Source organism: Enterobacter sp. RHBSTW-00901 (assembly GCF_014103115.1).
Lineage (GTDB): Bacteria > Pseudomonadota > Gammaproteobacteria > Enterobacterales > Enterobacteriaceae > Enterobacter > Enterobacter cloacae_P.
The window spans coordinates 3329830-3354361 of sequence record NZ_JABXPB010000001.1 but is presented as its reverse complement, the minus strand read 5'-3'; the positions used below and the strand labels follow the sequence as shown (position 1 = coordinate 3354361).

28 protein-coding genes are annotated in these 24532 nt (G+C 53.4%); 8 read left to right on the top strand and 20 right to left on the bottom strand.

Annotated features, from left to right (window positions below):
• Positions 1–173: 173 nt before the first annotated feature.
• On the top strand, positions 174–836 hold the full coding sequence (gene ytfE, locus HV318_RS16190) for an iron-sulfur cluster repair protein YtfE (protein ID WP_182273510.1): 663 nt from the start codon (positions 174–176) through the stop codon (positions 834–836).
• A gap of 54 nt (positions 837–890) precedes the next feature.
• On the opposite strand, the gene cycA is transcribed toward ytfE, so the two are convergent.
• A complete protein-coding gene (cycA, locus tag HV318_RS16185; protein ID WP_182273509.1) occupies positions 891–2300 on the bottom strand; it encodes a D-serine/D-alanine/glycine transporter in 1410 nt (469 codons plus the stop codon).
• Positions 2301–2610: 310 nt separating this feature from the next.
• On the bottom strand, positions 2611–3231 hold the full coding sequence (fklB, locus tag HV318_RS16180) for an FKBP-type peptidyl-prolyl cis-trans isomerase (RefSeq protein ID WP_182273508.1): 621 nt from the start codon (positions 3229–3231) through the stop codon (positions 2611–2613).
• Between the two features lie 232 nt (positions 3232–3463).
• On the opposite strand from fklB, the gene HV318_RS16175 reads away from it, so the two are divergent.
• A complete protein-coding gene (locus tag HV318_RS16175) occupies positions 3464–4111 on the top strand; it encodes a LysM-like peptidoglycan-binding domain-containing protein (RefSeq protein WP_182273507.1) in 648 nt (215 codons plus the stop codon).
• 46 nt (positions 4112–4157) lie between these two features.
• On the opposite strand, the gene HV318_RS16170 is transcribed toward HV318_RS16175, so the two are convergent.
• From HV318_RS16170 to rpsF, 5 genes are all read right to left on the bottom strand, one after another.
• A complete protein-coding gene (locus tag HV318_RS16170; RefSeq protein ID WP_182273506.1) occupies positions 4158–5087 on the bottom strand; it encodes a DMT family transporter in 930 nt (309 codons plus the stop codon).
• 149 nt (positions 5088–5236) lie between these two features.
• Complete coding sequence (gene rplI / locus HV318_RS16165) at positions 5237–5686, bottom strand: 50S ribosomal protein L9 (protein ID WP_182273505.1); 450 nt, start codon at positions 5684–5686, stop codon at positions 5237–5239.
• A gap of 41 nt (positions 5687–5727) precedes the next feature.
• Positions 5728–5955, bottom strand: coding sequence for a 30S ribosomal protein S18 (gene rpsR, locus HV318_RS16160; protein ID WP_000135199.1), 228 nt, complete (start codon positions 5953–5955; stop codon positions 5728–5730).
• Positions 5956–5959: 4 nt separating this feature from the next.
• A complete protein-coding gene (gene priB / locus HV318_RS16155; RefSeq protein ID WP_014068638.1) occupies positions 5960–6274 on the bottom strand; it encodes a primosomal replication protein N in 315 nt (104 codons plus the stop codon).
• Between the two features lie 6 nt (positions 6275–6280).
• Entirely contained in the window at positions 6281–6676 is a 396-nt protein-coding gene (gene rpsF / locus HV318_RS16150; RefSeq protein WP_014830397.1) for a 30S ribosomal protein S6, read from the bottom strand.
• A gap of 343 nt (positions 6677–7019) precedes the next feature.
• On the opposite strand from rpsF, the gene yjfY reads away from it, so the two are divergent.
• On the top strand, positions 7020–7295 hold the full coding sequence (yjfY, locus tag HV318_RS16145; RefSeq protein WP_182273504.1) for a DUF1471 family protein YjfY: 276 nt from the start codon (positions 7020–7022) through the stop codon (positions 7293–7295).
• A gap of 140 nt (positions 7296–7435) precedes the next feature.
• On the opposite strand, the gene HV318_RS16140 is transcribed toward yjfY, so the two are convergent.
• From HV318_RS16140 to ulaA, 6 genes are read right to left on the bottom strand one after another with little or no spacing between them, the layout of a single operon-like run.
• The gene (locus tag HV318_RS16140; RefSeq protein WP_182273503.1) at positions 7436–8122 is read right to left on the bottom strand and encodes an L-ribulose-5-phosphate 4-epimerase; all 687 of its coding nucleotides are present in this window, start codon (positions 8120–8122) and stop codon (positions 7436–7438) included.
• Positions 8109–8975 carry an L-ribulose-5-phosphate 3-epimerase gene (locus HV318_RS16135; RefSeq protein ID WP_182273502.1) on the bottom strand — a complete coding sequence of 289 codons (867 nt, stop codon included), beginning with the start codon at positions 8973–8975 and terminating at the stop codon, positions 8109–8111. Before HV318_RS16135 ends, HV318_RS16140 begins: the two co-directional genes overlap by 14 nt.
• A 9-nt stretch (positions 8976–8984) precedes the next feature.
• Positions 8985–9635, bottom strand: coding sequence for a 3-keto-L-gulonate-6-phosphate decarboxylase UlaD (gene ulaD, locus HV318_RS16130; RefSeq protein WP_008502901.1), 651 nt, complete (start codon positions 9633–9635; stop codon positions 8985–8987).
• A 12-nt stretch (positions 9636–9647) separates the two neighbouring features.
• Positions 9648–10115 (bottom strand): PTS ascorbate transporter subunit IIA, encoded by a 468-nt coding sequence (ulaC, locus tag HV318_RS16125; protein ID WP_182273501.1) that lies wholly within the window; start codon positions 10113–10115, stop codon positions 9648–9650.
• A gap of 9 nt (positions 10116–10124) precedes the next feature.
• The gene (gene ulaB, locus HV318_RS16120; RefSeq protein ID WP_000218355.1) at positions 10125–10430 is read right to left on the bottom strand and encodes a PTS ascorbate transporter subunit IIB; all 306 of its coding nucleotides are present in this window, start codon (positions 10428–10430) and stop codon (positions 10125–10127) included.
• Between the two features lie 12 nt (positions 10431–10442).
• Complete coding sequence (gene ulaA, locus HV318_RS16115; protein ID WP_182273500.1) at positions 10443–11843, bottom strand: PTS ascorbate transporter subunit IIC; 1401 nt, start codon at positions 11841–11843, stop codon at positions 10443–10445.
• A gap of 359 nt (positions 11844–12202) precedes the next feature.
• Between ulaA and ulaG the strand changes: the two genes are divergently transcribed.
• Positions 12203–13267 (top strand): L-ascorbate 6-phosphate lactonase, encoded by a 1065-nt coding sequence (gene ulaG / locus HV318_RS16110; RefSeq protein WP_010427455.1) that lies wholly within the window; start codon positions 12203–12205, stop codon positions 13265–13267.
• 111 nt (positions 13268–13378) lie between these two features.
• Positions 13379–14134, top strand: coding sequence for an HTH-type transcriptional regulator UlaR (gene ulaR, locus HV318_RS16105; RefSeq protein ID WP_182273499.1), 756 nt, complete (start codon positions 13379–13381; stop codon positions 14132–14134).
• On the opposite strand, the gene yjfP is transcribed toward ulaR, so the two are convergent.
• Complete coding sequence (yjfP, locus tag HV318_RS16100; RefSeq protein ID WP_182273498.1) at positions 14131–14862, bottom strand: esterase; 732 nt, start codon at positions 14860–14862, stop codon at positions 14131–14133. The two genes, ulaR and yjfP, sit on opposite strands and share 4 nt — an antisense overlap.
• 137 nt (positions 14863–14999) lie before the next feature.
• Between yjfP and bsmA the strand changes: the two genes are divergently transcribed.
• Both bsmA and yjfN read left to right on the top strand, forming a co-directional pair.
• Positions 15000–15329, top strand: coding sequence for a biofilm peroxide resistance protein BsmA (bsmA, locus tag HV318_RS16095; protein ID WP_182273497.1), 330 nt, complete (start codon positions 15000–15002; stop codon positions 15327–15329).
• Between the two features lie 148 nt (positions 15330–15477).
• Entirely contained in the window at positions 15478–15753 is a 276-nt protein-coding gene (gene yjfN, locus HV318_RS16090) for a DUF1471 family protease activator YjfN (RefSeq protein WP_182273496.1), read from the top strand.
• Positions 15754–15839: 86 nt separating this feature from the next.
• Here yjfN and HV318_RS16085 read toward each other — a convergent pair whose 3' ends face one another.
• Positions 15840–17462 (bottom strand): isovaleryl-CoA dehydrogenase, encoded by a 1623-nt coding sequence (locus HV318_RS16085; RefSeq protein WP_182273495.1) that lies wholly within the window; start codon positions 17460–17462, stop codon positions 15840–15842.
• Positions 17463–17655: 193 nt separating this feature from the next.
• On the opposite strand from HV318_RS16085, the gene HV318_RS16080 reads away from it, so the two are divergent.
• On the top strand, positions 17656–18945 hold the full coding sequence (locus HV318_RS16080; protein WP_182273494.1) for an MFS transporter: 1290 nt from the start codon (positions 17656–17658) through the stop codon (positions 18943–18945).
• A 78-nt stretch (positions 18946–19023) separates the two neighbouring features.
• Here the strand turns inward: HV318_RS16080 and rlmB are convergent, their stop codons facing one another.
• The 5 genes from rlmB to HV318_RS16055 form a co-directional block, all read right to left on the bottom strand.
• Positions 19024–19755: a 23S rRNA (guanosine(2251)-2'-O)-methyltransferase RlmB gene (gene rlmB / locus HV318_RS16075; RefSeq protein WP_182273493.1), complete on the bottom strand. Its 732-nt coding sequence runs from the start codon at positions 19753–19755 to the stop codon at positions 19024–19026.
• Positions 19756–19821: 66 nt separating this feature from the next.
• Positions 19822–22257: a ribonuclease R gene (rnr, locus tag HV318_RS16070; RefSeq protein WP_182273492.1), complete on the bottom strand. Its 2436-nt coding sequence runs from the start codon at positions 22255–22257 to the stop codon at positions 19822–19824.
• Between the two features lie 38 nt (positions 22258–22295).
• Positions 22296–22721 carry a nitric oxide-sensing transcriptional repressor NsrR gene (gene nsrR, locus HV318_RS16065; RefSeq protein ID WP_014068620.1) on the bottom strand — a complete coding sequence of 142 codons (426 nt, stop codon included), beginning with the start codon at positions 22719–22721 and terminating at the stop codon, positions 22296–22298.
• Positions 22722–22914: 193 nt separating this feature from the next.
• Complete coding sequence (locus HV318_RS16060; protein ID WP_006178975.1) at positions 22915–24213, bottom strand: adenylosuccinate synthase; 1299 nt, start codon at positions 24211–24213, stop codon at positions 22915–22917.
• A 104-nt stretch (positions 24214–24317) separates the two neighbouring features.
• Complete coding sequence (locus HV318_RS16055; RefSeq protein WP_182273491.1) at positions 24318–24515, bottom strand: DUF2065 domain-containing protein; 198 nt, start codon at positions 24513–24515, stop codon at positions 24318–24320.
• Between the last annotated feature and the right edge of the window lie 17 nt (positions 24516–24532).

Sequence of the window (24532 nt, the reverse complement as noted above, 5' to 3'; positions counted from 1 at the left end):
TCCACCTTTAAAAACTTTCGAAAGAAATTTTCCAAATCCATTCAGCAGGTTAATACACAAGATTTTTTTCGTGACCTACATCTCATTTTCAACTTTGCCCCTAAAGGGTTATAGTATCGCCACAAAGATGCATTTAAAATGCATCTTATATTATTGATGATGAGGTAACTGCTATGGCCTTCCGCGACCAACCACTCGGCGAGCTGGCGCTCTCCATCCCTCGCGCTTCGGCGCTGTTCCGTAAATACGATATAGACTACTGCTGCGGCGGTAAGCAAACTCTGGCGCGTGCGGCCTCGCGCAAAGAGCTGGATGTAGAGGTTATTGAAGCGGAGCTGGCACAGCTGGCCGCACAGCCCATTGAAAAAGACTGGCGCGCCGCACCACTTACCGAAATCATCGACCATATCATCGTGCGTTACCATGATCGTCACCGCGAACAGTTACCAGAGCTTATCCTGCAGGCGACCAAAGTTGAGCGCGTGCATGCCGACAAGCCTTCGGTGCCACGCGGTCTGGCGAAATATCTGACCATGCTGCACGAAGAACTTTCCAGCCATATGATGAAAGAAGAGCAGATCCTCTTCCCGATGATTAAACAGGGCATGGGCAGCCAGGCAATGGGGCCTATTAGCGTGATGGAAAGCGAACATGATGATGCGGGTGAACTGCTGGAAGTGATCAAACACACCACCAACAACGCCACACCGCCGCCGGAAGCGTGTACGACGTGGAAAGCGATGTACAACGGTATTAACGAGATGATTGACGACCTGATGGAACACATCAGTCTTGAGAACAACGTTCTGTTCCCGCGTGCATTAGCCGGAGAGTAACAAAAAGGCCCGGTAGCGATTACGCTTACCGGGCCTGTAACGTTTTCAAACGTATTAACGCACACCCGCCATACGTTTCTTACCGATAAACAGCCAGCCCAGACCCAGTGCGATGAACCACAGTGGCGTGACGAGCAGCGCCTGACGAGTGTCATCTTCCAGCGTCAACAGAACCAGTACGAACACGAAGAACGCCATACACACCCAGCACATCAGCTTGCCCAATGGCATCTTGTAGATCGATTTTTCATGCAGATGTGGACGCTGTTTGCGGTACACCAGGTACGAGCACAGGATGATAGTCCAGACAAACATGAACAGGATCGCAGACACCGTGGTGATCATGGTGAAGGCACCGATCACGCTCGGGTTCACGTAGAGCATTACCACACCGCCCAACAGGCACATGCAGGAGAAGGTTAACCCTTTCGCCGGTACCGCGCGCTTAGACAGTTTGGCGAACGCGCTCGGCGCAACGCCTTCCTGTGCCAGCCCAAACAGCATGCGGCTGGTAGAGAAAACACCGCTGTTCGCGGAAGAGGCAGCAGACGTCAGCACCACGAAGTTAATCAGGCTCGCTGCTGCTGGCAGCCCCACCAGAACGAACAGCTCGACGAACGGGCTCTTGGTTGGCACGACGGAGCTCCACGGCGTCACGGACATAATGATGACCAGCGCGAAGACGTAGAACATGATGATACGAACCGGAATAGAGTTGATTGCACGCGGCAGAGACTTCTCTGGATCCTTGGTTTCCGCAGCGGTAGTACCTACCAGCTCAATTCCCACAAAGGCAAATACTGCAATCTGGAACCCGGCAAAGAATCCGCTGATGCCTTTCGGGAACCAGCCACCGTCATTCCACAGATGGGTAAACGAGGCCTGAACGCCCGTTGGCGACTGGAAATGCGTGAGAATCATCACCAGCCCCACCACAATGAGCCCCACAATCGCCACGATTTTGATCATCGCGAACCAGAACTCCATCTCACCGAACATTTTCACGGTGGCAAGGTTCAGGCTCAGCAGCAGAACGATAACGGCCAGCGAGGCCACCCAGTCCGACAAACCGGGGAACCAGAACTGCGCATAGGCGGTAATCGCGACGACATCCGCCATACCGGTTACCACCCAGCAGAACCAGTATGTCCAGCCGGTAAAATAGCCCGCCCAGGGGCCGAGCAGATCGGAAGCGAAGTCGCTGAAGGACTTGTATTCGAGGTTCGAGAGCAGCAATTCACCCATTGCACGCATCACGAAAAAGAGCATAAAGCCGATGATCATATAAACGAAAATGATCGACGGCCCGGCAAGGCTAATGGTTTTACCCGATCCCATAAACAGCCCGGTACCGATGGCACCACCAATGGCAATAAGCTGAATATGACGGTTTGTGAGATTGCGCCGTAGCGACTGTTCAGACGACGCCTCTTCAACGGCGGCGACTTTGATCTGATCTACCATGTGATATTTTCCTGTTTATGCCTGTCTGTGTTGTTAAGGCTCTTCTGGCCTTTAAATACGTCAAAAGATGACGGTTCCCATGAAAGGACTCATCGATATTAGGTAAGAATCGGCGGGATGAATACTATGATTTGAATATTATGTTAATAATATGTTTAAAGTGAGTGTCATATCACTCATACAACGCGAAACAGCTCACAAAAATACACGCAACATATACATTTGCAAGATAAAATGTTGATTCAGGTGTAACTATAGGTTTTCTCACTATTTTCCCCTCCCGCACAGGGAGAGGAAAATAGTATGTCGATTACAGGATTTCCAGCAATTCGACTTCAAACACCAGGGTGCTGAATGGTGGGATGGACGCGCCCGCGCCACGCTCGCCATAGGCCAGGTTCTGCGGGATAGTCAGTTCCCATTTGGAACCCACTGGCATCAGGGTCAGCGCTTCGATCCAGCCAGCGATAACACCGTTAACCGGGAACTCAGCCGGTTCGCCACGCTGCACGGAGCTGTCAAATACAGTACCGTCGATAAGCTTACCGGTGTAGTGCACGCGAACATGGTCAGTACGTGCCGGGATAGTGCCGTCACCCTGGTTGATCACGCGGAACTGCAGGCCGGACTCGGTGCTGTTCACGCCTTCACGCTCACGGTTTTCTTCCAGGTATTTCACGCCTTCGGCAGCCATTTCTTCGAAACGCGCACGACGCACGGCGTCAGCACGTTCGTGGATTTCACGCAGCGCGCGATGCACAACATCAACCGGAACCGCCGGATGTTTGCCTTCCAGCGCGTCAGCGATACCCGCCACCAGCGCTTCCGGTAACAGGCCTTCCAGGCCGGATTCGCTCAGCTGCTGTCCTACCTGCAAGCCGATACCGTAGCTTGCCTGCGCTTCGATAGTGTCAAAAGTCGGGGTGGTCATGGGTTTTCCTTCCATCACATTTAAAGTAGCGGGCAGCATAGCAGCCATGCCCTTATGGGTAAAACTTTGTCTGAAGTAAAGGTGACAAACTGCGACGAAACAGAAACAATAGAGCCAGTCAGGATTTTCCCAAATATGTGTCACGAAAGCTGGCTTTGTTACGCCCATCAGGCAGTTAGCAAACTACACTTCTCAGGACAGGATAAAAAAGACGCGGAGCAGGAGGAAAGCCATGCCCGGGCGATTTGAACTGAAACCTACCCTGGCGAAAATCTGGTATGCGCCAGATCATTTTCGCATCATGGATCCGCTACCGTCCCTGCATCGCAGAGGCATTATCATCGGAGCGCTGCTGATGATCATTGGCTTCTTGCTTCCTACCGGCGGTGAGGATACGGGCACCACAACGGTGACCCGTAATGCACAGTTGGATCTCCAGTCGCAAACGCGACCACAGCCTGATGCTCAACCTATGCAGACTCAGCTGGTTACGCCATCTAACGATCCGGGCCAGGTCGCGCCAGTTGAACCAGAGCCGGTTCAGGATGAGCAGCCGCAGGAACAGGCCGCAACCCCTTCAGAACCTCAACAAACGCGGCAACCCACCGGAATTGAGCAACAGTGGCGCACCTATCGCGTAGAGCCGGGTAAAACCCTCGCGCAACTGTTCCGCGACCATAATCTGCCACCGACCGATGTCTATGCGATGGCACAGGTTGAAGGTACAGGTAAGCCGCTCAGCAATCTGCAAAACGGCCAGATGGTGCAGATTCGTCAGAACGCCAGCGGTGTGGTGACGGGCCTGACCATTGATGCCGGAAACGGCCAGCAGGTGCTCTTTACGCGTCAGAACGACGGAAGTTTTATCCGGGTGCGTTAGTTGCCGTAGGCCGGGCAAGCGTCAGCGCCGCCCGGCAATGCCCCACTCAGTGGCTCCGCTTATTCACCCACCAAATCCCCGAACACACCAGCACCAGCGCAACGGCATATTTTATCTCCAGGATATTTTCGCCAAGAAAAATGGCAGACAGCACCGTTCCCGCAACCGGTATCACGAAGTTAAACGGTGCGATCATACTGACGCGGTTGACTTTGAGTAGCATGCTCCACAACGCGAAGGCCACAGATGAGAGCAACGTCAGATATCCCAGTACCGCCAGCGCGTTGACGCTATGCAGCACCAGCGTGCCCCCCGTGACATAGCCACCTGCCACCAGCATCGCCCCGCCGATAGCCAGCTGCCATCCGGTCATCACCATGGGGTCGACCGTCTGAGAGATGCGTTTTCCGTAAAGCGTGGCAGCAGAGAGGATAAATGCCGCCAGCATCACAAACCCGTCGCCATTCCAGACAAAGTGGAACTCGCTTAGCCCACTGTGGAAGTTCACCAGCATCACTCCGGCAAACCCCAGAATACAACCCAGCGTTTTGTTATAGCTAAGCTTGTCGTTGTGATAGATAAAGTGTGCCAGCAGTACGCTGAAGAAAGTCCCGGTGGCATTCATGATCGAACCATTGACACCCGTGGTGTAGGCCAGCCCGATATAAAAGAAAGTGTATTGAATGGTCGTCTGCGTCAGACCCAGGACAGTCAGTTGCCCAAACTGAGCGGGTGTTAATCGGGCGATGGGTTTGCGCTGTGCTAATGCAAAGAGGAGTAACAACACACCCGCAAACAGAAAACGGTAGCCAGCAAACACCACTTTCGACGGGATATCATCAGTCGCAATCTGGAAGAGTTCATAACCGTTTTTAATGGCCGGGTAGGAGCTACCCCAAAGCAGACAGCAGAGCGTGGCGCAGGCATAGGCCACATTGCGACGGGCAAACACGGGCGTGGGCAGAACAGTTTCCATGACAAATCTCATAAATAAAATTGCGTTTCAATTTATTATCAGAGAAGGAGCCTGGAATAGCTACCATACAAGCAAGAAAACGTGTCTGGTACCGTTAAAAAGCAAAACGCCGGCACAAGGCCGGCGCTTCGACGTGAGCAGAGTAAAAATTACTCAGCTACAACGTTAACAACCAGTTTAGCGAACACTTCGCCGTGAACCTGGAAGTCAACTTCGTGCTCACCAGTGGTACGCAGAACGCCGTTCGGCAGACGAACTTCGCTCTTAGCCACTTTAACGCCAGCAGCAGTTACTGCATCAGCGATATCGCGGGTACCGATGGAACCGAACAGTTTACCTTCGTCGCCAGATTTGGACGCGATGGTAACGGTGCCCAGTGCGTTGATTGACTCAGCGCGAGCGTTAGCAGCCGCCAGAACGTCAGCCAGTTTGGCTTCCAGTTCAGCGCGACGTGCTTCGAAAAACTCTACGTTTTTCTTGGTAGCTGGAACAGCTTTACCCTGTGGAACCAGGAAGTTACGAGCGTAACCCGCTTTAACGTTTACCTGATCACCCAGGCTGCCCAGGTTTGCTACTTTATCAAGCAGAATAACTTGCATTACCTTATCCTCTTAAAGTCGTATTAATGGACCGTGCCCGATTACTGATGACGATCAGTGTACGGCAGCAGGGACAGGTAGCGAGCGCGTTTGATAGCGCGAGCCAGCTGACGCTGGTATTTTGCACGAGTACCGGTGATACGGCTTGGGACAATCTTACCGCTTTCGGTGATGTAGTTTTTCAGCGTTGCGATATCTTTATAGTCGATCTCTTGAACGCCTTCCGCGGTGAAACGGCAGAACTTGCGACGACGGAAATAACGTGCCATATGGCTAGTCTCCAGAATCTATCAAATCAATCTGCTCGGCATGCAGAACCATTTTGCTCAGGCCGTTCTTTGCCTTGTGGCAAGAGATGAACCCCTGAACGATGACTGCACTACCGACCGTTATACTGTGAGTAATGGCCTGGTTTTCGTGTCCGCTAATAATAACGGGCATTTGGCACCACGCCTGCCGGTGAAACCCGGCTTCCTCTTGCACAGAACGATGCTCAAGCACGAACTGGCAATGCGGAATTCCTGATGGACTGACCTTTCGAAGGGGGGTCCTGCACACGGTGCCGGACAACACCAGACGGTTGGTCATCAGAAATTACTCTTCAGAATCCCCAGCATCAGAATCATCTGCGGTTTCGTTTGCGAAATCATCGCGACGCTCACGGCGCTCGTCTTTCGCTTTAACCATCGGAGATGCTTCGGTCACTGCGTGTTTGGTACGCATAACCATGCTGCGGATAACGGCATCGTTGAAGCGGAAGTTAGTTTCCAGCTCATCGATCACTTCCTGCGGAGCTTCAACGTTCAGCAGAACGTAGTGAGCTTTGTGCAGTTTGTTAATCGGATAAGCCAGCTGACGGCGGCCCCAGTCTTCCAGACGGTGGATCGTGCCCGCTGCTGCAGTGATTGCACCAGTGTAGCGCTCGATCATACCCGGAACCTGTTCGCTCTGGTCAGGATGGACCATAAAAACGATTTCGTAATGACGCATCGAATTGCTCCTTACGGATTATTCAGCCTCCTGTCTGGGTCAGCCGAGGCCCGGGGAGGCAAGGAACGTGTTAAAGGTCGGCTGAAAAATTGACGCGTCATAATACTTGCGTGTCCCTGGAAACTCAAGCTGATTGCGCAAAAAATTCGCACAAAGCGCAAAGAGACCCTAACTGGATGATTTAAAATTAATCACATCAGGAAGCGTTGTTTTTTTGAACAACTGCATCAGAAATGGTCACTTATCCGCATCTGATAAGCGATTACACTTTAATCAGAGCCCATCTGAAGAAAAAAGGAGAGCAATAAACCGTCACACAGCACGCAGTCGTGGAGCGTATATCATGAAAAAAATCGCAATCGCCATTATGGCTGCGCTATTGCTCAGTGCAAACGCAATGGCAGCCATCAAGATAGACGGCCGACAGGCCAGAAACATGGATGATGTGCAAAGCTTAGGCGTAATCTACATCAATCATAATTTCGCCACTGAAAGTGAAGCAGATCAGGCAATTAATGAAGAAACCGATGCGCAGGGTGCAACATACTATCACGTCATACTGATGCGTGAGCCCGGCAGCAACGGCAATATGCACGCCAGTGCAGATATTTACCGATAACGCTTTAACGCTAGCACCAGGAAAGCCAACAAAGAGAATATAGCCATAGTTTGACTTGCCCCCTGCCCGGGGGCTTTTTTTTTGCGAATGGCTCTGAAATACCACCGGTTACAACTGTTTTGGTATTCCAGAGCACTTATTCACTTCTGCCCGTAGTAGGCATTTGGACCATGCTTACGCATGAAATGCTTGTTCATCAGGTAATCATCAATCCCCTGAAGATGTGGGTTAATACCGCGGGCAATCCACGCCATTCGTGCCACTTCCTCCATGACGACCGCATTATGTACGGCGTCATGAGCATCTTTTCCCCAGGCGAACGGGCCGTGCTGATACACCACAATGCCCGGCGTATGCAGCGGCTCACGTTCAGCCAGCGTTTCGATAATGACCTTACCGGTGTTGAGCTCGTACTCACCTTCCACTTCCGCCTGCACTAGCGCGCGCGTGCAGGGAATATCACCAAAGAAGTAGTCCGCATGCGTTGTTCCCAGTGCCGGGATCGCCAGCCCTGCCTGCGCCCAGGCAGTGGCATGCGTGGAGTGGGTATGCACAACACCGCCAAGCGACGGATAACGCCGGTACAGCGCCAGATGGGTGGCCGTATCGGAAGAAGGACGCCAGTTACCGTCAACAACATTACCTTCGAGATCCAGCACCACCATATCGTCGACTGTCATGGTCTCGTACGCCACGCCACTGGGCTTAATCACAACCCGCCCCTGCTCACGATCGATAGCGCTGACGTTGCCCCAGGTGAACGTCACCAGACCATAGCGGGGAAGATCCATATTGGCCTCAAACACCTGCTGCTTAAGCTGTCGCATCTTCGGCCTCCATCAACCCTGCCCGCGCCATACGCTCGCGCACCCAGTCCCGTGCTTTCGCCACTTCACCTGCCGGGTCGTCCGACGTTTCGCTCCACATCTCAATCAGGTAAGGCCCGCAATAACCGGTCTGTTTGAGCGTCTGGAAGCACCGTTCGAAATCCACCACCCCGGTGCCGAACGGAACATTTTTGAAAACGCCAGGACGCGTATCTTTGACGTGTACCGCCACGATATGCCCGATACCCGCCTGAAGCTCCATCTGTACGTCATTATCCCATGCCGACAGGTTGCCGATATCAGGGTAAAGCTGGAACCACGGGTTATTCAGGTAATGGGCATAACCCAGAGCCTTGCTGATAGAGTTCATTAACGGGTAATCCATAATCTCCATCGCCAGCGTCACCTGCGCGCGGCTGGCCATGTCGACGCTCTCTTTCAGGCCGTCGCGAAAACGTCGACGCGTCTCATCGTTGGCTTCCTGGTAATAAACGTCATACCCGGCAAGCTGGATCACACGGATACCGACATCCTGCGCAAAGCGAATGGCTTTACGCATAATCTCCAGCCCCTGAGCCCGCACGGCATCATCTTCACTCCCGAGAGGAAAACGACGGTGGGCGCTGAGGCACATGGAAGGAACACGCACGCCCGTTTCAGCAACAGCGCTCACCAGTGCCAGACGCTGTTCACGGCTCCAGTCGAGCCGAGAGAGACGATCGTCCGTCTCATCTACGGACATTTCGACAAAGTCGAAACCCAGCTGTTTTGCCAGCTGCAGCCGCGCCAGCCAACATTCCCCCGCAGGGAGTGCCTTTTCATAGATGCCAAGCGGGACCTGTTTTGACAACATACCCGCTCCTTAGCCCCAAAGCTGAGCGATTGAGCGTTTGAACTGACGCGCCGCCTCTACCGGAGACGCGGCATCACGGATGCTACGACCGGCAATAAACACGTGAATGGGAATGCCTTTGAACAGCGGCAGATCTTCCAGCGCCAGCCCCCCCGTTACGGTGACTTTGAAGCCCATATCGGCCAGACGTTTGATGGCGCTGATATCTGCTTCTCCCCACGCAACACCGGCGGCCTGCGCATCGCGGCTACGGTGGTACACCACCTGCTGGATACCCGCATCGCGCCACTCCTGTGCCTGTTCCCAGGTCCAGAAGCCGGTCAGTTCAATCTGGACGTCACCATTGAACTCTTTTGCCACATCCAGTGCGCCTTTGGCGGTGTTGATATCCGCACAGCAAATCACGGTGACCCAGTCAGCATTGGCTTCAAAGCACATACGAGAGAGGATTTTGCCCGCGTCAGCAATTTTGGCATCCGCCAGCACGATTTTGTGCGGATAAAGCGCTTTCAGATCGCGCACAGCGCGCACGCCTTCACCCACGCAGAGGATGGTACCCACTTCAATAATATCGACTTCTTCCGCAATCAGGCGGGTGGTTTCGTAAGCGTGAGACAGCGTCTGGTTATCCAGTGCAACCTGCAACATTGGTAATGACATTTTCAATTCCTCTTAAACTGCCGCCGCAGTGGCGTTATCAATTAAATCCAGCACGTCCTGCGCGGTACGGCAGGCACGTAAACGGTCAAAATTGGCTTCATCATCAAACAGATTGACGATCTGCATGATGCCCACCTCCTGGTGGGTATTGGCATCGACGGCGGCCATCGTGATGAGGATGTCGACCGGATCGTTATCTTCGTGGTTGAACACCAGGGGCGTTTTCAGCGTCACCAGGGCGAAGCCCGTTTTTTTGACGCCCTCTTCCGGGCGGCCATGCGGCATTGCCAGGCCCGGTGCAATCACAAAGTAAGGGCCATGCTGCGCAACGCCATCAAGAATGGCCTGGTAATAACGCGGCTCGACAACGTCAGCCTTAACCAGCAGATCCACGCTCAGTTTTACCGCTTCCTGCCAGGTGCTGGCCTCTGCCTGTAAAAGGATGGAGTTATTGTCTGCCAGCGAATCACGTAGTTTCATATGGCGTCCTTACTTCACGTCTTGTGGGAAGTGTTCTTTGATCACTTCCAGCAGTTTTGGACCAAAATCCGCTGGCGATAGCATGTTGCGCACACCCACGACATATTTATTGCCCGTCACGGTGATCTCACCGGCGATATGAGTAGAGGCGATGATGATATCTGCGCCGTTCAGTTCACTTTTGTATTCACCCACTGCGCAGCTGTTCACCGTGTGGTCAATGTTTGACTGGGTTAAAAACTGATCCACTTTCATTTTCATGATCATGGAGCTTCCTTGCCCATTGCCACACACAGCCAGAATACGTACGGTCATAATCAACACTCCTTAGTGAGCAGAAACTTCTGCTGTTTGTTTTTCTGCATCTTCTTCGGCTCGCAGCGCGCGACCGGCGAAGAACATATAAGCCAGGGCAATCAGGATAATGACGGCCATAAAGATCAGTCCGATGGAGACAAAGCCCTGCATCATCGGCGGTGCCAGAATTGACCAGTCAGCCATGCCCATCCAGGCACTCATGCCCGTGAGCTTAACCGCCCATACGCAGCCGAAGATTTCAATCATCCCCATCACCAGACAAATCTTGAGTGCCGCACGCCAGCCACCAAAGTGGTTAGCAAAGACACCAATGGTGGCGTTGGAGAAGAACATCGGGATAAAGCCAGGAATAATCAGAATGGAAGAGCCGCAGCCCACCAGGATGCCAACCGCAATCAGCTGACCGATAGTGCCCCACATAAAGCCCCAGACCACGGCGTTTGGTGCAAAGCTATAAATCGCCGCACAGTCAATGGCCAGTACGGCACCGGGAATCAGGCGTTGAGAAATACCGTTGAAGGCTTCGGACAGTTCGGCAACGAACATGCGCACTCCCTGGGTGATGATGAAAATCGCCACCGCGAAGGAGAAGCCGGTCTGCAGGATATAGATAGTCCAGTGGGTTTTACCCGCCATCGCCTGCACCACGTCAATGCCGAAGGAGAGCAGAATGGCACCGAAGAAGAGGGTCATGACAATCGCCGTTGAGACGATGTTGTCGTGGAAGATATTCAGCCAGCCAGGTAGCTTAAGATCTTCAACACTCTCTTCTTTCTTACCCAGATATGGCGCAACTTTATAGGCAATCCAGGAAGCAAACTGTTGCTGATGGCCGATGGAGAAGCCGCAGCCGTCGGTCACGTCCTGCGTTGGCTTGTACATCATGTTGGAGGTGATCCCCCAGTAGAGCGACACCAGCACCGCAGTGCAGATAATCGTGGTCCACATTGGGTAGCCGAAGATATAGAAAGAAACCGCAATCAGCCCCGCCTGCTGGAACATAATGTGGCCGGTCAGCATGATGGTTCGAATGCCGGTAATCCGACGTAGCAGAACGTAAATGATGTTCAGCGCCAACGCCAGCAGGACGGCGTACCCCACCCAGCTATAGGCATCTCCCATACGATCGATGGTGGCCATCATGGATGCATAGGTGTCAGAGATCGCGCCGTTGATGCCATACACTTCCGACATTTTGGCGACCACTGGCTTAAACGTGCCGGTCAGAATGCCTGAACCTGCCTGCAACAACATGAAACCAATGATGGTTTTGATCGTGCCTTTGATAATAACGCTGACGCTCTTACGCAGCAGGATGTAACCCAGACACGTCACAATACCCAGCAAAAGCGGGGCGTTAGTCATTACCTGATTAAAGAACACGGTAAAGACGTTGTAGAGGATCTCCATAACTCTCTCCAGAAATGAGAACACGAGGGGCAATCCCTGTGTGGTTGGTGCCATCACTCTATTAATCACAAATAATCACCACAAGATTGCATTTGATTATTTGTGACGTATCACGCAAATTATTTCCATATTGTTAGTAATGATTTTCACTACCGCATAAAAACAATAAATTATTCTATATAATTCATTTAGTTAATACTTTATAGCCGTAAGTCTAACAAGGTTTATGCAGATTTTCCGTGAGGTTAGCAGGGTAAAATTACGCAATTTACCCATTGAAAACCCGATAAAATGGTGACAGCATTGAATCACAACAAATCACAATGTGATTACTTTTGATTAAAACCAGGAGTCAAACGATGAGTAAAGTGAACACCATCACCCGTGAATCATGGATTCTGAGCACCTTCCCGGAATGGGGTAGCTGGCTGAATGAAGAGATTGAGCAGGAACAGGTCGCTCCTGGCACCTTTGCAATGTGGTGGCTGGGTTGTACGGGGATCTGGCTGAAATCAGAAGGTGGCGCGAATATTTGCGTCGATTTCTGGTGCGGAACGGGCAAACAGAGCCACGGCAATCCGTTGATGAAAAAAGGCCATCAGATGCAGCGTATGGCGGGCGTTGAAAAACTTCAGCCCAACCTGCGTACCACGCCATTTGTCCTTGATCCCTTTGCCATTCGTCAGATTGATGCCGTGCTGTCTACCCACGATCACAACGATCACATTGATGTAAACGTGGCAGCAGCCGTCATGCAAAACTGCGCTGACGATGTACCGTTCATTGGGCCGCAGACCTGCGTCGATTTATGGATCGGTTGGGGTGTACCAAAAGAGCGTTGCATTGTGATGAAACCAGGCGACGTAGTGAAAATCAAAGACATTGAAATCCACGCGCTGGATGCCTTTGACCGTACCGCACTGATTACCCTGCCTGCCGACCAGAAAGCCGCTGGCGTGCTGCCAGATGGGATGGACGAACGTGCGGTGAACTACCTGTTCAAAACGCCTGGTGGTTCCCTGTACCACAGCGGCGACTCTCACTACTCCAACTACTACGCGAAGCACGGTAACGAGCATCAGATCGACGTGGCGCTGGGCTCCTACGGCGAGAACCCGCGCGGCATTACGGACAAGATGACCAGCGCCGATATGCTGCGCATGGCGGAAGCGCTGAACACCAAAGTCGTGATCCCGTTCCACCACGATATCTGGTCAAACTTCCAGGCCGATCCACAGGAAATCCGCGTACTGTGGGAGATGAAAAAAGACCGCCTGAAGTATGGCTTCAAGCCGTTTATCTGGCAGGTGGGGGGCAAGTTCACCTGGCCGCTGGATAAGGACAATCTCGAGTACCACTACCCTCGGGGCTTCGATGATTGCTTCACCATTGAGCCAGACCTGCCGTTCAAGTCATTCCTCTGATTGTGAAGCCAAATCGCCAGACCTGAGTGTCTGGCGATTTCATATTTATTTTAGTAATCTCACGCTATTTCAAATATCATCTTTTCAAATCAATTCTTATCGGAATAGCTCATGACGGAAGCGCAACGGCATCAAATTTTACTGGAACTCCTGGCGCAAACAGGGTTTGTCACCGTCGAGAAAGTGATCGAACGTTTAGGGATCTCCCCGGCGACGGCACGGCGGGATATCAACAAGCTGGATGAAAGCGGCAAACTGAAAAAAGTCCGCAACGGCGCGGAAGCCATCAGCCAGCAGCGCCCCCGCTGGACGCCGATGAACATCCATCAGGCACAAAACCACGATGAAAAAGTGCGGATTGCCAGAGCCGCCTCACAGCTGGTGAATCCCGGTGAGAGCGTGGTCATCAACTGCGGCTCCACGGCGTTTCTTCTGGGCCGGGAGATGTGTGGGAAGCCGGTGCAAATCATCACCAATTATTTGCCACTCGCCAACTATCTCATCGACCAGGAACATGAAAGCGTGGTGATTATGGGGGGGCAGTACAATAAGAGCCAGTCCATCACCCTCAGCCCGCAGGACAGCGAAAACAGCCTCTATGCCGGGCACTGGATGTTTACCAGCGGTAAAGGTCTGACCGCTGATGGGTTGTATAAAACCGATATGCTGACCGCAATGGCGGAACAAAATATGCTCAACGTGGTGGGCAAGCTCGTTGTGCTGGTAGACAGCAGCAAAGTAGGTGAACGCGCAGGCATGCTGTTCAGCCGGGCTGAACAGATAGACATGGTAATCACCGGCAAAAATGCCAACCCGGAGATCCTCCAGAAGCTGGAAGCCCAGGGTGTCACTGTTCTGCGCGTTTAAAGGTGCTGGCGAAAAAAGTCGACGGTGGCATCCAGCGCCGTCGGCGTAATACGATGCCGAACCCCAGTTTCCCACAGGCAGGTCAGATTGCCGTCCAGACCTTCGCGTTGTAGCGCCTGCTGTAAACGGAAGGTTTCGACAGCGGGAACCACATCGTCTGCGCCACCATGCCACAACAGTAATGGACGTTCAGCCAGGCGCGGTAATGCCCGGGTGACGTCCCACTCCGCCAGTGATGCCAGCAAGGCTTCAGTACCGTCCTGCACTGGTGGTGGAAACAACGTCTGTGACAGTGAGGTGAAATAGCCCGACCCCATCAGGCAGGCCACGGATTTCACTTCGGGGTGATGCGTCATGATCCCAAGCGCTGTCATCCCGCCCATCGAAGCCCCGGCCACTGCCAGACGATCGTCGGCCACCAGACCGGCCTGATAAAGTGCATCACGCAACCCGGCAAACTCGGTCAGACTACCGTAAAGGATTGGCCAGAACTGCCCCAGCCGTGCCTGCTCATCGCCCGTAAACCGCGCACCGTGGTCAGGAGCATCCGGCATGACGACACGAAACCCAGCCTGTGCCAACGCCACCGCAAAATAGCTATAGACCAGCTTTGATGAAGTAAACCCATGATAAAAAACCACAACAGGTAGCGGTTGCTCACTTTTCCCTGCCGGTATTGCGTGTAATATTTCATGGTCACCGAGGCGGCGTGTTTCAAGTTCAATCATTGTCGATCCTGTGCTAATGAATGATTCATAATGTTGAGAACTGGGTTACGCTTTCACGATATTTTCATTCGAAATTTACGCCCCAGATAACACTTCGGGAACATTCCCCTAAAACTAAATTCACAGACAACTACACTATGTCTATCAGGAAACGAGATATGGTTATGCACAGGCTTGCTGCTTTATTGCTGGTGTCTCTGCTCGGTGGCTGTAGTGCGCTGCAGGGAACGCCACAACCCGCTCCCCCTGTAGCCGATCACCCGCAGGAAATTCGTCGTAATCAGACGGAAGGATTACAACGTATGGGTACCGTCTCCGCGCTGGTTCGCGGTTCCCCGGATGACGCGGAAGAAGCAATTGAAGCACAAGCCGTCGCCGCCAAAGCAGATTATTACGTCATCATTATGATCGACGAAACCATCATTACGGGACAGTGGTACTCACAGGCAATTTTGTACCGTAAGTGAAGGTCATAATTTGAACGACATTTACACTGCTTTGCGTCCATAGACATTTTCCTGTCCACAATAAACTCCATGCCCGCAACAATGGAAGTGAGTTTATTTGCAAAGGAGTGCCCGGCGGATACCGGAGACATGTGAAATGGAGCTGACGATGAAACGAACTCTTGCTTTGACCTCTTTGTTGCTCTCAGCTGGCCTTGTGAGCACAACCGCACAATCAGCTGAATTCGCCAGTGCTGATTGCGTGACTGGCCTGAATGAAATTGGCCTCATCTCCGTCAATAATATTTCGGGGAGCCCGCAAGACGTTGAACGTGTCGTTGCATTAAAAGCTGATGAACAGGGCGCTTCCTGGTATCGCATCATCCAGATGCAGGAAGACAACCATGTCGACCATTGGCGGGTACAAGCCATCCTCTATGTTTAATTCCTCCAGATAAAAGCCACTTTTTGAGTGGCTTTTCGTATTTGTAAATCAAGAAAATCATCAACAACACGTGAGCCAGGTTGACGCTAGCCGACTCTGCCCGTGGCGCGTAACAACAGGTCATTTTGCACCTGTTCACTCATAAGCGAACCGCCACGGTTGTCCAGCATCATACGGCACCACGCCTGCGCCACTGGTGGTGATGCGTACCGCAGCATCTGGCTCCCGGCTCCCAGTAAAAAGATCTGCTGAGCGATCTCTCTGCCCTGTGCCTCCTGTGGTTTACGCAGTTTTTGCTGAAGCTGCCGCCAGCAGCGATCGAAGTGTCTGTCCTGTCCTTTTACCTGGGCAAAATCGTCAGTGAGCAGCTCAAGAATGCCCGGTTGCTTCGCCAGCACGCGCAGAACATCCAGACACATGATATTGCCTGAGCCTTCCCAGATACTGTTAACCGGCATCTCCCGGTACAAACGGGGAAGCTCACTCTCTTCGCAATAGCCGATCCCCCCCAACACCTCCATCGCTTCTGCCACAAAGGGGATCCCCGCTTTGCACACGCTGTATTTCGCCGCCGGGGTGAAAAGCCGCGCCCAGGCCGCCTCTTGTGCATCGGCGCGCTTATCCCACGCGCGGGCAAGGCGGAATAACAGTGCCGTTTGCCCCTCCAGCACCAGCGCCATACGGCTCAGTACATCGCGCATTAATGGCTGCTCGATAAGGTTCTTACCAAATGTCTGCCGCTGATGGGCATGGTACAGCGCCACGGATAGTGCCCGGCGCATCAATCCGTGGCTACCCAGCGCACAGTCGAACCGCGTGAGTCCCCCCATTTTGAGGATCTGCCGAACCCCTTCCCCCTCCTCCCCTAACAACCATCCGGAGGCATCAAGAAACTCCACTTCACTACTGGCGTTAGAGCGGTTACCCAGCTTATCTTTCAGACGCTCCAGGCGTACGGCGTTACGTTGCCCGTCAGGTAAAAAGCGCGGGACAAAAAAGCAGGACAACCCACCTTTCGCCTGCGCCAGCACCAGGTGTGCATCACTTTGCGGCACGGAGAAAAACCATTTATGCCCCACCAGCCGATAGCTGCCGTCACTGCACTTTTCCGCTTTGGTGGTATTGCTGAGCACATCCGAGCCGCCCTGCTTTTCCGTCATCCCCATACCAATCAACAGGCCACGCTTCTGCCCACCGGGAGAAAAATGTGGATCGTAACGATCGCTCAGTAATGGCGTGAGCCAGTGACGAAAATCGCCAGTCAGCGACTGTTGCAACAGCGGTGTGGCGGCAAAGGTCATGGTGATGGGGCAAAGCGTGCCTGCTTCCACCTGGGCGTGGAGCATAAAACGCGCAGCCCGGGCGACAAATGATCCCTTCCGCGCCTCCTCTTCCCACGCCAGGTTGTGTACCCGGTTGGCACAGAGACCTTGCATCAGCAAATGCCACGCCGGGTGAAAACGAACGTCGTCCAGCCTCTCCCCGGTGGCGTCATAACGTAGCAGCTCCGGCGGGTTGACGTTTGCCAGCCTGCCCAGCTCCAGTGACTCAGCCGTCCCTAACTGTTGCCCGATGCTGGCGAGAAGCTCAACATCCCAGCCAGCACCCTCACGTATCACCGCATCGCGCAGTGCGCAATCAGAGAGAAAAAGGTTGCTGTTCGAAAGCGGTACGGGTTGATTAAAAACGGTATGCGTCTGCCAGTGCATGCTGTGTCCCTCCTTCAGTGGCAATGAAGGTAAGTATGGACAGACCACGCTCACACTGCATGGGAGTGGAGTCACACGCTGGCGATCCCGCTGATATCATTCGTGAAATAGCTCACAGAACACAAGAATAAACTATTTCATACATTCCGTTTTGTTGAATAATTTATTCTTACTTTATTCTGCGAGGCACGTTATGCAACCTTCCCACCGTGCGCCGGATGCGCACAAGCGCGCGTTAATTGCTGGCTCCATTGGTAACTTCATCGAATGGTATGAGTTCGCGGTTTACGGTTTTCTGGCGACCGTCATTGCGAAAAACTTCTTCCAGCTCGAAGGGGAATCGGGGCTGACCAGCCTGATCCTCACCTACGCTTCGTTTGCCATCGCTTTCTTCTTTCGCCCGCTGGGCGCGGTGGTATTTGGCCGTATTGGCGACCGTATTGGCCGAAAACCTACCCTGATTATTGTGCTGGTGTTGATGACGCTGGCCACTGCCGCCATCGGCATGGTGCCGGTCTACGCCAGCATCGGTATTGCTGCACCGCTGATTATCACATTGCTTCGTATACTACAGGGGTTGTTTGCTGGGGGTGAATACGGGGGAGCCGTTTCGCTGATGACAGAGTTCGCACCACGCGGCAAGCGAGGGCTCTACGGAGCATGGCAGTCCTTCACCGTCGCGCTGGGACTGCTCGCGGGGGCTGGCGTGGTCGCGCTCCTTTCCACGCTGCTCACACCCGACGCTCTGCACGACTGGGGCTGGCGCATTCCGTTCTTCCTGGCAATCCCGATGGGGGTTGTTGCCCTGTGGTTACGAGTGAGCATGGAAGAGACACCAAGCTTTGTCCACCAGCAGGAAAAACCGGCCATCGCTCAGGCCGATACTGCCGCCACGCTCAAAGCCATCGTGATGGGGATTGGACGCGTGATGGTCTGGTCTGCCGCGGGTTATACCTATCTGGTGATTATGCCCACTTACCTGCAATCTGCATTACATACCGGATTCAACCAGGCGCTGTTGATTGCAGTAATTTCTAACATCGGTTTTGCACTCACCATTATGCCATCGGGGATCCTGAGTGACAGGATCGGACGCCGTACGGTGATGATTATCGCCACTGCATTACTGCTGATCCTCGCCCTGCCGCTGCTGAAAATTCTGCAGGCAGAGTCCAGCACGCTGGCGGTGAAAGCGCTCGTGGTGTTGGTTGCGGGTGGCCTGGTGGGAATGCTGGCAGGGCCAGGGCCTGCGATGCTGTCGGAGATGTTCCCGACGCGGGTACGCTATACCGGGCTTGGGTTGGCTTACTCCCTGTCGAACGCCCTCTTCTCTGGCTGTGCCGGGTTGATTATTACCGGGCTGATCAAAGAGACGGGCAACCTGGATATTCCGGCTTACTACGTCATGGCAACGGCGGTGGTGAGTATGGTGGCGCTGATGACGCTGAGGAAAGATGATCATTTGCGATCGCTGGAAGAGTGAGTTGACCACCGTCTGATGCCCTCTCCCGATGGGAGAGGGCGAAAACACTAAAGGCCGTCATCAGGACGGCCTTTCTGTTTACCCGCGCTGACGCACCGCTTCAAACAGGCAGATGCCCGTTGCGACAGACACGTTCAGGGATGAGACGCTGCCAGCCATTGGAATACTGATCAGCTCATCGCAGTGTTCACGGGTCAGGCGACGCATACCTTCGCCTTCTGCACCCATCACCAGCGCCAGACGGCCGGTCATTTTGCTCTGGTACAACGTATGATCCGCCTCACCGGCAGTCCCGACGATCCAGATATTCTCTTCCTGCAGCAGACGCATGGTACGCGCCAGGTTGGTTACACGGATCAGCGGAACGTTTTCCGCCGCGCCACAGGCGACTTTCTTCGCCGTTGCGTTCAACTGAGCGGAGCGATCTTTCGGCACGATCACGGCGTGTACGCCCGCCGCATCGGCGCTACGCAGACACGCGCCGAGGTTGTGTGGATCGGTCACGCCATCCAGGATCAGGAAGAACGGGTTATCCAGCGTGGCGATCAGATCCGGCAGATCGTTCTCCTGATACTGACGACCCGGCTTCACGCGGGCAATGATCCCCTGGTGAACCGCACCTTCACTTTTCTCATCCAGGAACTGGCGGTTCGCCAGCTGGATCACCACGCCCTGCGCTTCCAGCGCGTGGATCAGCGGCATCAGACGTTTATCTTCACGCCCTTTCAGAATAAAGACTTCCTGAAAACGCTCCGGTGCGCGCTCCAGCAGGGCCTGCACCGCGTGGATGCCGTAAATCATTTCACTCATTGATGGTTCTCATAATGTGCATTTCCCCTCTCCCCTTTGAGGAGAGGGTCAGGGTGAGGGGAGAATTTACTCCGCCTGATTTTTCTTTGCTGCGCGCTTTGCTTTGGTGGCAGCGGCAATTTTCTGCGTTTTAGACGATGGCTTTTTCGCTTTTCGGGCCTCTTTCTTCGCAGCCTTCGGCTTCTGTTTCTTCTCGCCACGGAAGGCGCTGTCTGGCTCGAAGTTCACCTTCTTACCGGCCTGACGACGTTTACCGCCCGCATTGCCACCTTTTTTCGCCTTTTCACGCGCCGTTTTACCCACGTTACGCGGGCCACGTTCGCTGGAGATCAGGCTGAAGTCGATTTTTCGCTCGTCCATATTGACGGCTTCAACCTTCACTTCAACACGATCGCCAAGACGATAGGTCTGGCCACCGGATTCGCCAATCAGGCGCTGCCCGACCTGGTCGAAACGGTAGTAGTCGTTATCCAGAGTCGATACATGCACCAGACCATCGATAAACAGCTCGTCCAGACGGACGAAGAAACCAAATCCGGCCACGCTGGCAATCACGCCTTTAAAGACGCTACCAACGTGATCCAGCATAAAGTCACATTTCAGCCAGTCAGAGACTTCGCGCGTTGCTTCATCAGCACGGCGTTCGGTCATAGAACAGTGTTGACCCAGCTGTAGCATCTCTTCCATCGAACAATGGTAGCCGCCAGTTTCAGTGCTGTTCCCTTTGTGGCCCTGTTCCTGCGCCAGCAGATATTTAATCCCACGGTGCAGGGAAAGGTCAGGATAACGGCGGATTGGCGAGGTAAAGTGTGCATAAGACTGCAGCGCCAGGCCGAAGTGACCACGGTTCTCTGGATCGTAAATCGCCTGCTTCATGGAGCGCAACAGCATCGTCTGTAGCATTTCTGCGTCAGGACGATCGCCAATGGACTCCAGTAACTCGGCATAATCACGCGGCTCCGGCTTGTTACCGCCAGGCAACTCCAGACCGAGTTCTGCCAGAACAGAGCGGAATGCAGTGATGGCTTCCGTCGACGGTTTGTCGTGAATACGGAACAACGCAGGCTCTTTGGCTTTCTCAACGAAACGTGCCGCCGAGATGTTCGCCAGGATCATACACTCTTCAATCAGCTTATGCGCATCGTTACGCTGGGTCTGCTCGATACGTTCAATGCGACGTTCAGCGTTGAAGATAAATTTCGCCTCTTCACTTTCAAACGAGATCCCACCGCGCTCTTCGCGCGCCTGATCCAGCGTTTTATAGAGGTTATGCAACTCTTCAATGTGTTTAACCAGCGGCGCATATTGTTCACGCAGATCCTGGTCGCCCTGCAGCATATGCCAGACTTTGGTATAGGTCAGACGTGCGTGAGAGCTCATCACCGCTTCGTAGAACTTGTAACCGGTTAAACGACCTTTGGTAGAGACGGTCATCTCGCAGACCATACACAGACGGTCAACCTGCGGGTTCAGGGAGCACAGGCCGTTGGAGAGCACTTCCGGCAGCATCGGCACCACCTGAGACGGGAAGTAAACCGACGTACCGCGGCTGCGCGCTTCATTATCCAGCGGGGTGTGCGGGCGGACATAATAGCTTACATCGGCGATAGCAACCCACAGACGCCAGCCGCCACCGCGTTTTTTCTCACAGTAAACGGCATCATCGAAGTCGCGGGCGTCTTCACCATCAATCGTCACCAGCGGCAGGTCGCGCAGATCCACACGGCCCGCTTTGGACTCTTCTGGTACTTCTTCCTTCAGGCCAACGATCTGCTCTTCAACCGCTTTTGGCCAGATGTATGGGATCTCATGCGTACGCAGCGCCATATCGACGGCCATGCCAGTACCCATGTTGTCGCCCAGCACTTCGACGATTTTACCCACCGCTTTGGTACGACGGGTTGGACGCTGGGTGAGTTCAACCACCACCACAAAGCCCATACGTGCGCCCATCACCTCTTCAGGTGGGATCAGGATATCGAAACTCAGACGGCTGTCGTCCGGTACCACAAAGCCCACACCCGCATCGGTAAAGTAGCGGCCTACAATCTGGCTGGTTTTCGGCACCAGCACGCGTACCACGCGCGCTTCACGACGACCTTTACGATCGGCACCCAGCGGCTGCGCCAGGATTTGATCGCCATGCATACACATCTTCATCTGTTCGGATGAGAGGTACAGATCGTCTTTACGGCCTTCCACGCGCAGGAAGCCATAGCCATCACGGTGACCAATGACCATACCTTTCAGCAGGTCGAGACGTTCTGGCAGCGCGTAGCACTGACGGCGGGTAAAGACCAGTTGCCCGTCGCGCTCCATCGCACGCAGGCGACGGCGAAGGGCTTCAGTTTGCTCTTCACCTTCAATGTTTAATTCAACGGCAAGTTCTTCACGATTGGCGGGTTTTTCGCGTTTTGTTAAGTGTTCAATGATGAACTCACGGCTGGGAATAGGATTCGCGTATTTTTCGGCTTCGCGTTCCTGGAAAGGATCGTGTGACATGTCGGTTCCTCCGTTGTCAGCTCCGGTGGAAATTTTCTTCATTCCACCAGCAATAATTTATAAAGCGGTTGATTCTCTTCAACCAAATCGGCCAGCGTGTAGTTATCCAGTTCCTTGAGAAAACTTTGCACAGCCTTAGAAAGCGCCTGTTTCAGGCGGCAAGCGGGGGTAATGTGGCAGAACTCGCTGCTGCAATTCACCAGAGACAGCGGCTCCAGTTCTCGAACCACATCGCCAACGCGAATACTCTGCGCCGGTTTACCGAGACGGATCCCCCCATTCTTCCCGCGGACGGCAGCCACATATCCGGCGCGACTAAGTTGATTGATTATTTTGACCATATGATTACGGGACACACCGTAGACCTCTGTCACCTCAGAGATACTGGTCATTTTCCCATCGGGTAACGACGCCATGTAAATCAGCGCACGTAAGCCGTAATCGGTGAAACTTGTTAACTGCACATCAACCTCAGGAAAAAAGGGAAAACGCGGTCAAACCGCAGAGATATTCATTAATGATGATAAACCAGCCAGATAGTTAGCGGCTAATTTATTTGACAGACGGGGCGAAAAAGCGGGTATCAGAGAGCGTTCGCCGGATGGCGCGACGCTTAACCGGCCTGCAGGTTTCCCCGCAGGCCAGCAGTAACGAAGATTATGCGTCGAACGGGTCGCGCAGGATCATCGTTTCAGTACGATCCGGGCCGGTAGAAATAATATCGATCGGCACTTCAGTCAGTTCTTCAATACGCTTGATGTAATCCAGCGCCGCCTGCGGCAGGCCGCTACGCTCTTTCACACCAAAGGTCGTTTCAGACCAGCCTGGCATCGTTTCGTAAATTGGCTCAATGCCTTCCCAGTCGTCAGCAGCCAGCGGAGTGGTGGTCACTTCGCGGCCATCTGGCATACGGTAGCCTACGCAGATTTTTACTTCTTTCAGGCCGTCCAGCACGTCCAGCTTGGTCAGGCAGAAGCCAGACAGGGAGTTGATCTGCACTGCGCGACGCACTGCAACCGCATCCAGCCAGCCGGTACGACGACGACGACCGGTGGTCGCGCCAAACTCGTTACCCTGCTTACACAGGAACTCGCCGGTTTCATCAAACAGCTCGGTCGGGAATGGACCTGCACCCACGCGAGTGGAGTAAGCTTTGATGATACCCAGAACGTAGTCCACATAACGTGGGCCCAGGCCAGAGCCAGTCGCCACGCCACCAGCGGTGGTGTTAGAGGAGGTTACGTACGGATAGGTACCGTGGTCGATGTCCAGCAGCGTACCCTGCGCACCTTCAAACATGACGAAATCGCCACGCTTGCGCGCCTGGTCCAGCAGATCGGAAACATCAACAACCATACCGGTCAGGATGTCAGCAATCGCCATGACGTCATCCAGCACTTTCTGGTAGTCAACAGCGTCCGCTTTGTAGAAGTTCACCAACTGGAAGTTGTGATATTCCATCACTTCTTTCAGTTTTTCAGCGAAGGTCGCTTTATCAAACAGGTCGCCCACACGCAGACCGCGACGTGCAACTTTGTCTTCGTAAGCCGGGCCGATGCCACGACCGGTGGTACCGATCGCTTTCGCGCCACGTGCTTTTTCACGCGCGACGTCGAGTGCAACGTGATAATCAAGGATCAGTGGGCAGGCTTCGGAGAGCAGCAGACGCTCGCGAACCGGGATACCACGGTCTTCCAGGCCTTTCATCTCTTTCATCAGCGCAGCAGGAGACAGCACAACGCCGTTACCGATGATGCTGGTGACGTTTTCACGAAGAATGCCTGATGGAATAAGATGGAGGACGGTTTTTTCACCGTTGATTACGAGAGTATGGCCTGCGTTGTGACCGCCCTGATAGCGTACAACATATTTAGCCCGTTCAGTCAGAAGATCAACAATCTTCCCTTTACCTTCGTCACCCCATTGGGTGCCCAGTACGACGACGTTGTTACCCATTTTTTTCAAAATCACCGTTTGCTTAAAAATGGATTCTACCACCGCTTTTTCAGATATACAGCACTTTTTGACCTTAAAACATGCCAAACCCGACCACTTTTTGATCAGCTAATCGTTTTACTCAACATGTAGTAGACAACGATACCTGCAACCACAAGACCACCGCCAAATCGACGCAAAATATTATCCGGAAGTTGGCTCATGGTGGCGATCATACGACGCCAGGCGCGTGGATAAAGCATCGGCCCCAGCCCTTCAAGGACTAAAACGAGCGCCAGTGCCAGCCAGATCGTTGAATTCATTTTGGTTCCTTATAAAA

What these genes read in the sequence shown, in the direction of transcription:
- ytfE (WP_182273510.1), top strand. Translation starts at nt 174, where the DNA reads ATGGCCTTCCGCGACCAACCACTCGGCGAGCTGGCGCTCTCCATCCCT.
- cycA (WP_182273509.1), bottom strand. Translation starts at nt 2,300, where the DNA reads ATGGTAGATCAGATCAAAGTCGCCGCCGTTGAAGAGGCGTCGTCTGAA.
- fklB (WP_182273508.1), bottom strand. Translation starts at nt 3,231, where the DNA reads ATGACCACCCCGACTTTTGACACTATCGAAGCGCAGGCAAGCTACGGT.
- HV318_RS16175 (WP_182273507.1), top strand. Translation starts at nt 3,464, where the DNA reads ATGCCCGGGCGATTTGAACTGAAACCTACCCTGGCGAAAATCTGGTAT.
- HV318_RS16170 (WP_182273506.1), bottom strand. Translation starts at nt 5,087, where the DNA reads ATGGAAACTGTTCTGCCCACGCCCGTGTTTGCCCGTCGCAATGTGGCC.
- rplI (WP_182273505.1), bottom strand. Translation starts at nt 5,686, where the DNA reads ATGCAAGTTATTCTGCTTGATAAAGTAGCAAACCTGGGCAGCCTGGGT.
- rpsR (WP_000135199.1), bottom strand. Translation starts at nt 5,955, where the DNA reads ATGGCACGTTATTTCCGTCGTCGCAAGTTCTGCCGTTTCACCGCGGAA.
- priB (WP_014068638.1), bottom strand. Translation starts at nt 6,274, where the DNA reads ATGACCAACCGTCTGGTGTTGTCCGGCACCGTGTGCAGGACCCCCCTT.
- rpsF (WP_014830397.1), bottom strand. Translation starts at nt 6,676, where the DNA reads ATGCGTCATTACGAAATCGTTTTTATGGTCCATCCTGACCAGAGCGAA.
- yjfY (WP_182273504.1), top strand. Translation starts at nt 7,020, where the DNA reads ATGAAAAAAATCGCAATCGCCATTATGGCTGCGCTATTGCTCAGTGCA.
- HV318_RS16140 (WP_182273503.1), bottom strand. Translation starts at nt 8,122, where the DNA reads ATGCGACAGCTTAAGCAGCAGGTGTTTGAGGCCAATATGGATCTTCCC.
- HV318_RS16135 (WP_182273502.1), bottom strand. Translation starts at nt 8,975, where the DNA reads ATGTTGTCAAAACAGGTCCCGCTTGGCATCTATGAAAAGGCACTCCCT.
- ulaD (WP_008502901.1), bottom strand. Translation starts at nt 9,635, where the DNA reads ATGTCATTACCAATGTTGCAGGTTGCACTGGATAACCAGACGCTGTCT.
- ulaC (WP_182273501.1), bottom strand. Translation starts at nt 10,115, where the DNA reads ATGAAACTACGTGATTCGCTGGCAGACAATAACTCCATCCTTTTACAG.
- ulaB (WP_000218355.1), bottom strand. Translation starts at nt 10,430, where the DNA reads ATGACCGTACGTATTCTGGCTGTGTGTGGCAATGGGCAAGGAAGCTCC.
- ulaA (WP_182273500.1), bottom strand. Translation starts at nt 11,843, where the DNA reads ATGGAGATCCTCTACAACGTCTTTACCGTGTTCTTTAATCAGGTAATG.
- ulaG (WP_010427455.1), top strand. Translation starts at nt 12,203, where the DNA reads ATGAGTAAAGTGAACACCATCACCCGTGAATCATGGATTCTGAGCACC.
- ulaR (WP_182273499.1), top strand. Translation starts at nt 13,379, where the DNA reads ATGACGGAAGCGCAACGGCATCAAATTTTACTGGAACTCCTGGCGCAA.
- yjfP (WP_182273498.1), bottom strand. Translation starts at nt 14,862, where the DNA reads ATGATTGAACTTGAAACACGCCGCCTCGGTGACCATGAAATATTACAC.
- bsmA (WP_182273497.1), top strand. Translation starts at nt 15,000, where the DNA reads ATGTCTATCAGGAAACGAGATATGGTTATGCACAGGCTTGCTGCTTTA.
- yjfN (WP_182273496.1), top strand. Translation starts at nt 15,478, where the DNA reads ATGAAACGAACTCTTGCTTTGACCTCTTTGTTGCTCTCAGCTGGCCTT.
- HV318_RS16085 (WP_182273495.1), bottom strand. Translation starts at nt 17,462, where the DNA reads ATGCACTGGCAGACGCATACCGTTTTTAATCAACCCGTACCGCTTTCG.
- HV318_RS16080 (WP_182273494.1), top strand. Translation starts at nt 17,656, where the DNA reads ATGCAACCTTCCCACCGTGCGCCGGATGCGCACAAGCGCGCGTTAATT.
- rlmB (WP_182273493.1), bottom strand. Translation starts at nt 19,755, where the DNA reads ATGAGTGAAATGATTTACGGCATCCACGCGGTGCAGGCCCTGCTGGAG.
- rnr (WP_182273492.1), bottom strand. Translation starts at nt 22,257, where the DNA reads ATGTCACACGATCCTTTCCAGGAACGCGAAGCCGAAAAATACGCGAAT.
- HV318_RS16060 (WP_006178975.1), bottom strand. Translation starts at nt 24,213, where the DNA reads ATGGGTAACAACGTCGTCGTACTGGGCACCCAATGGGGTGACGAAGGT.
- HV318_RS16055 (WP_182273491.1), bottom strand. Translation starts at nt 24,515, where the DNA reads ATGAATTCAACGATCTGGCTGGCACTGGCGCTCGTTTTAGTCCTTGAA.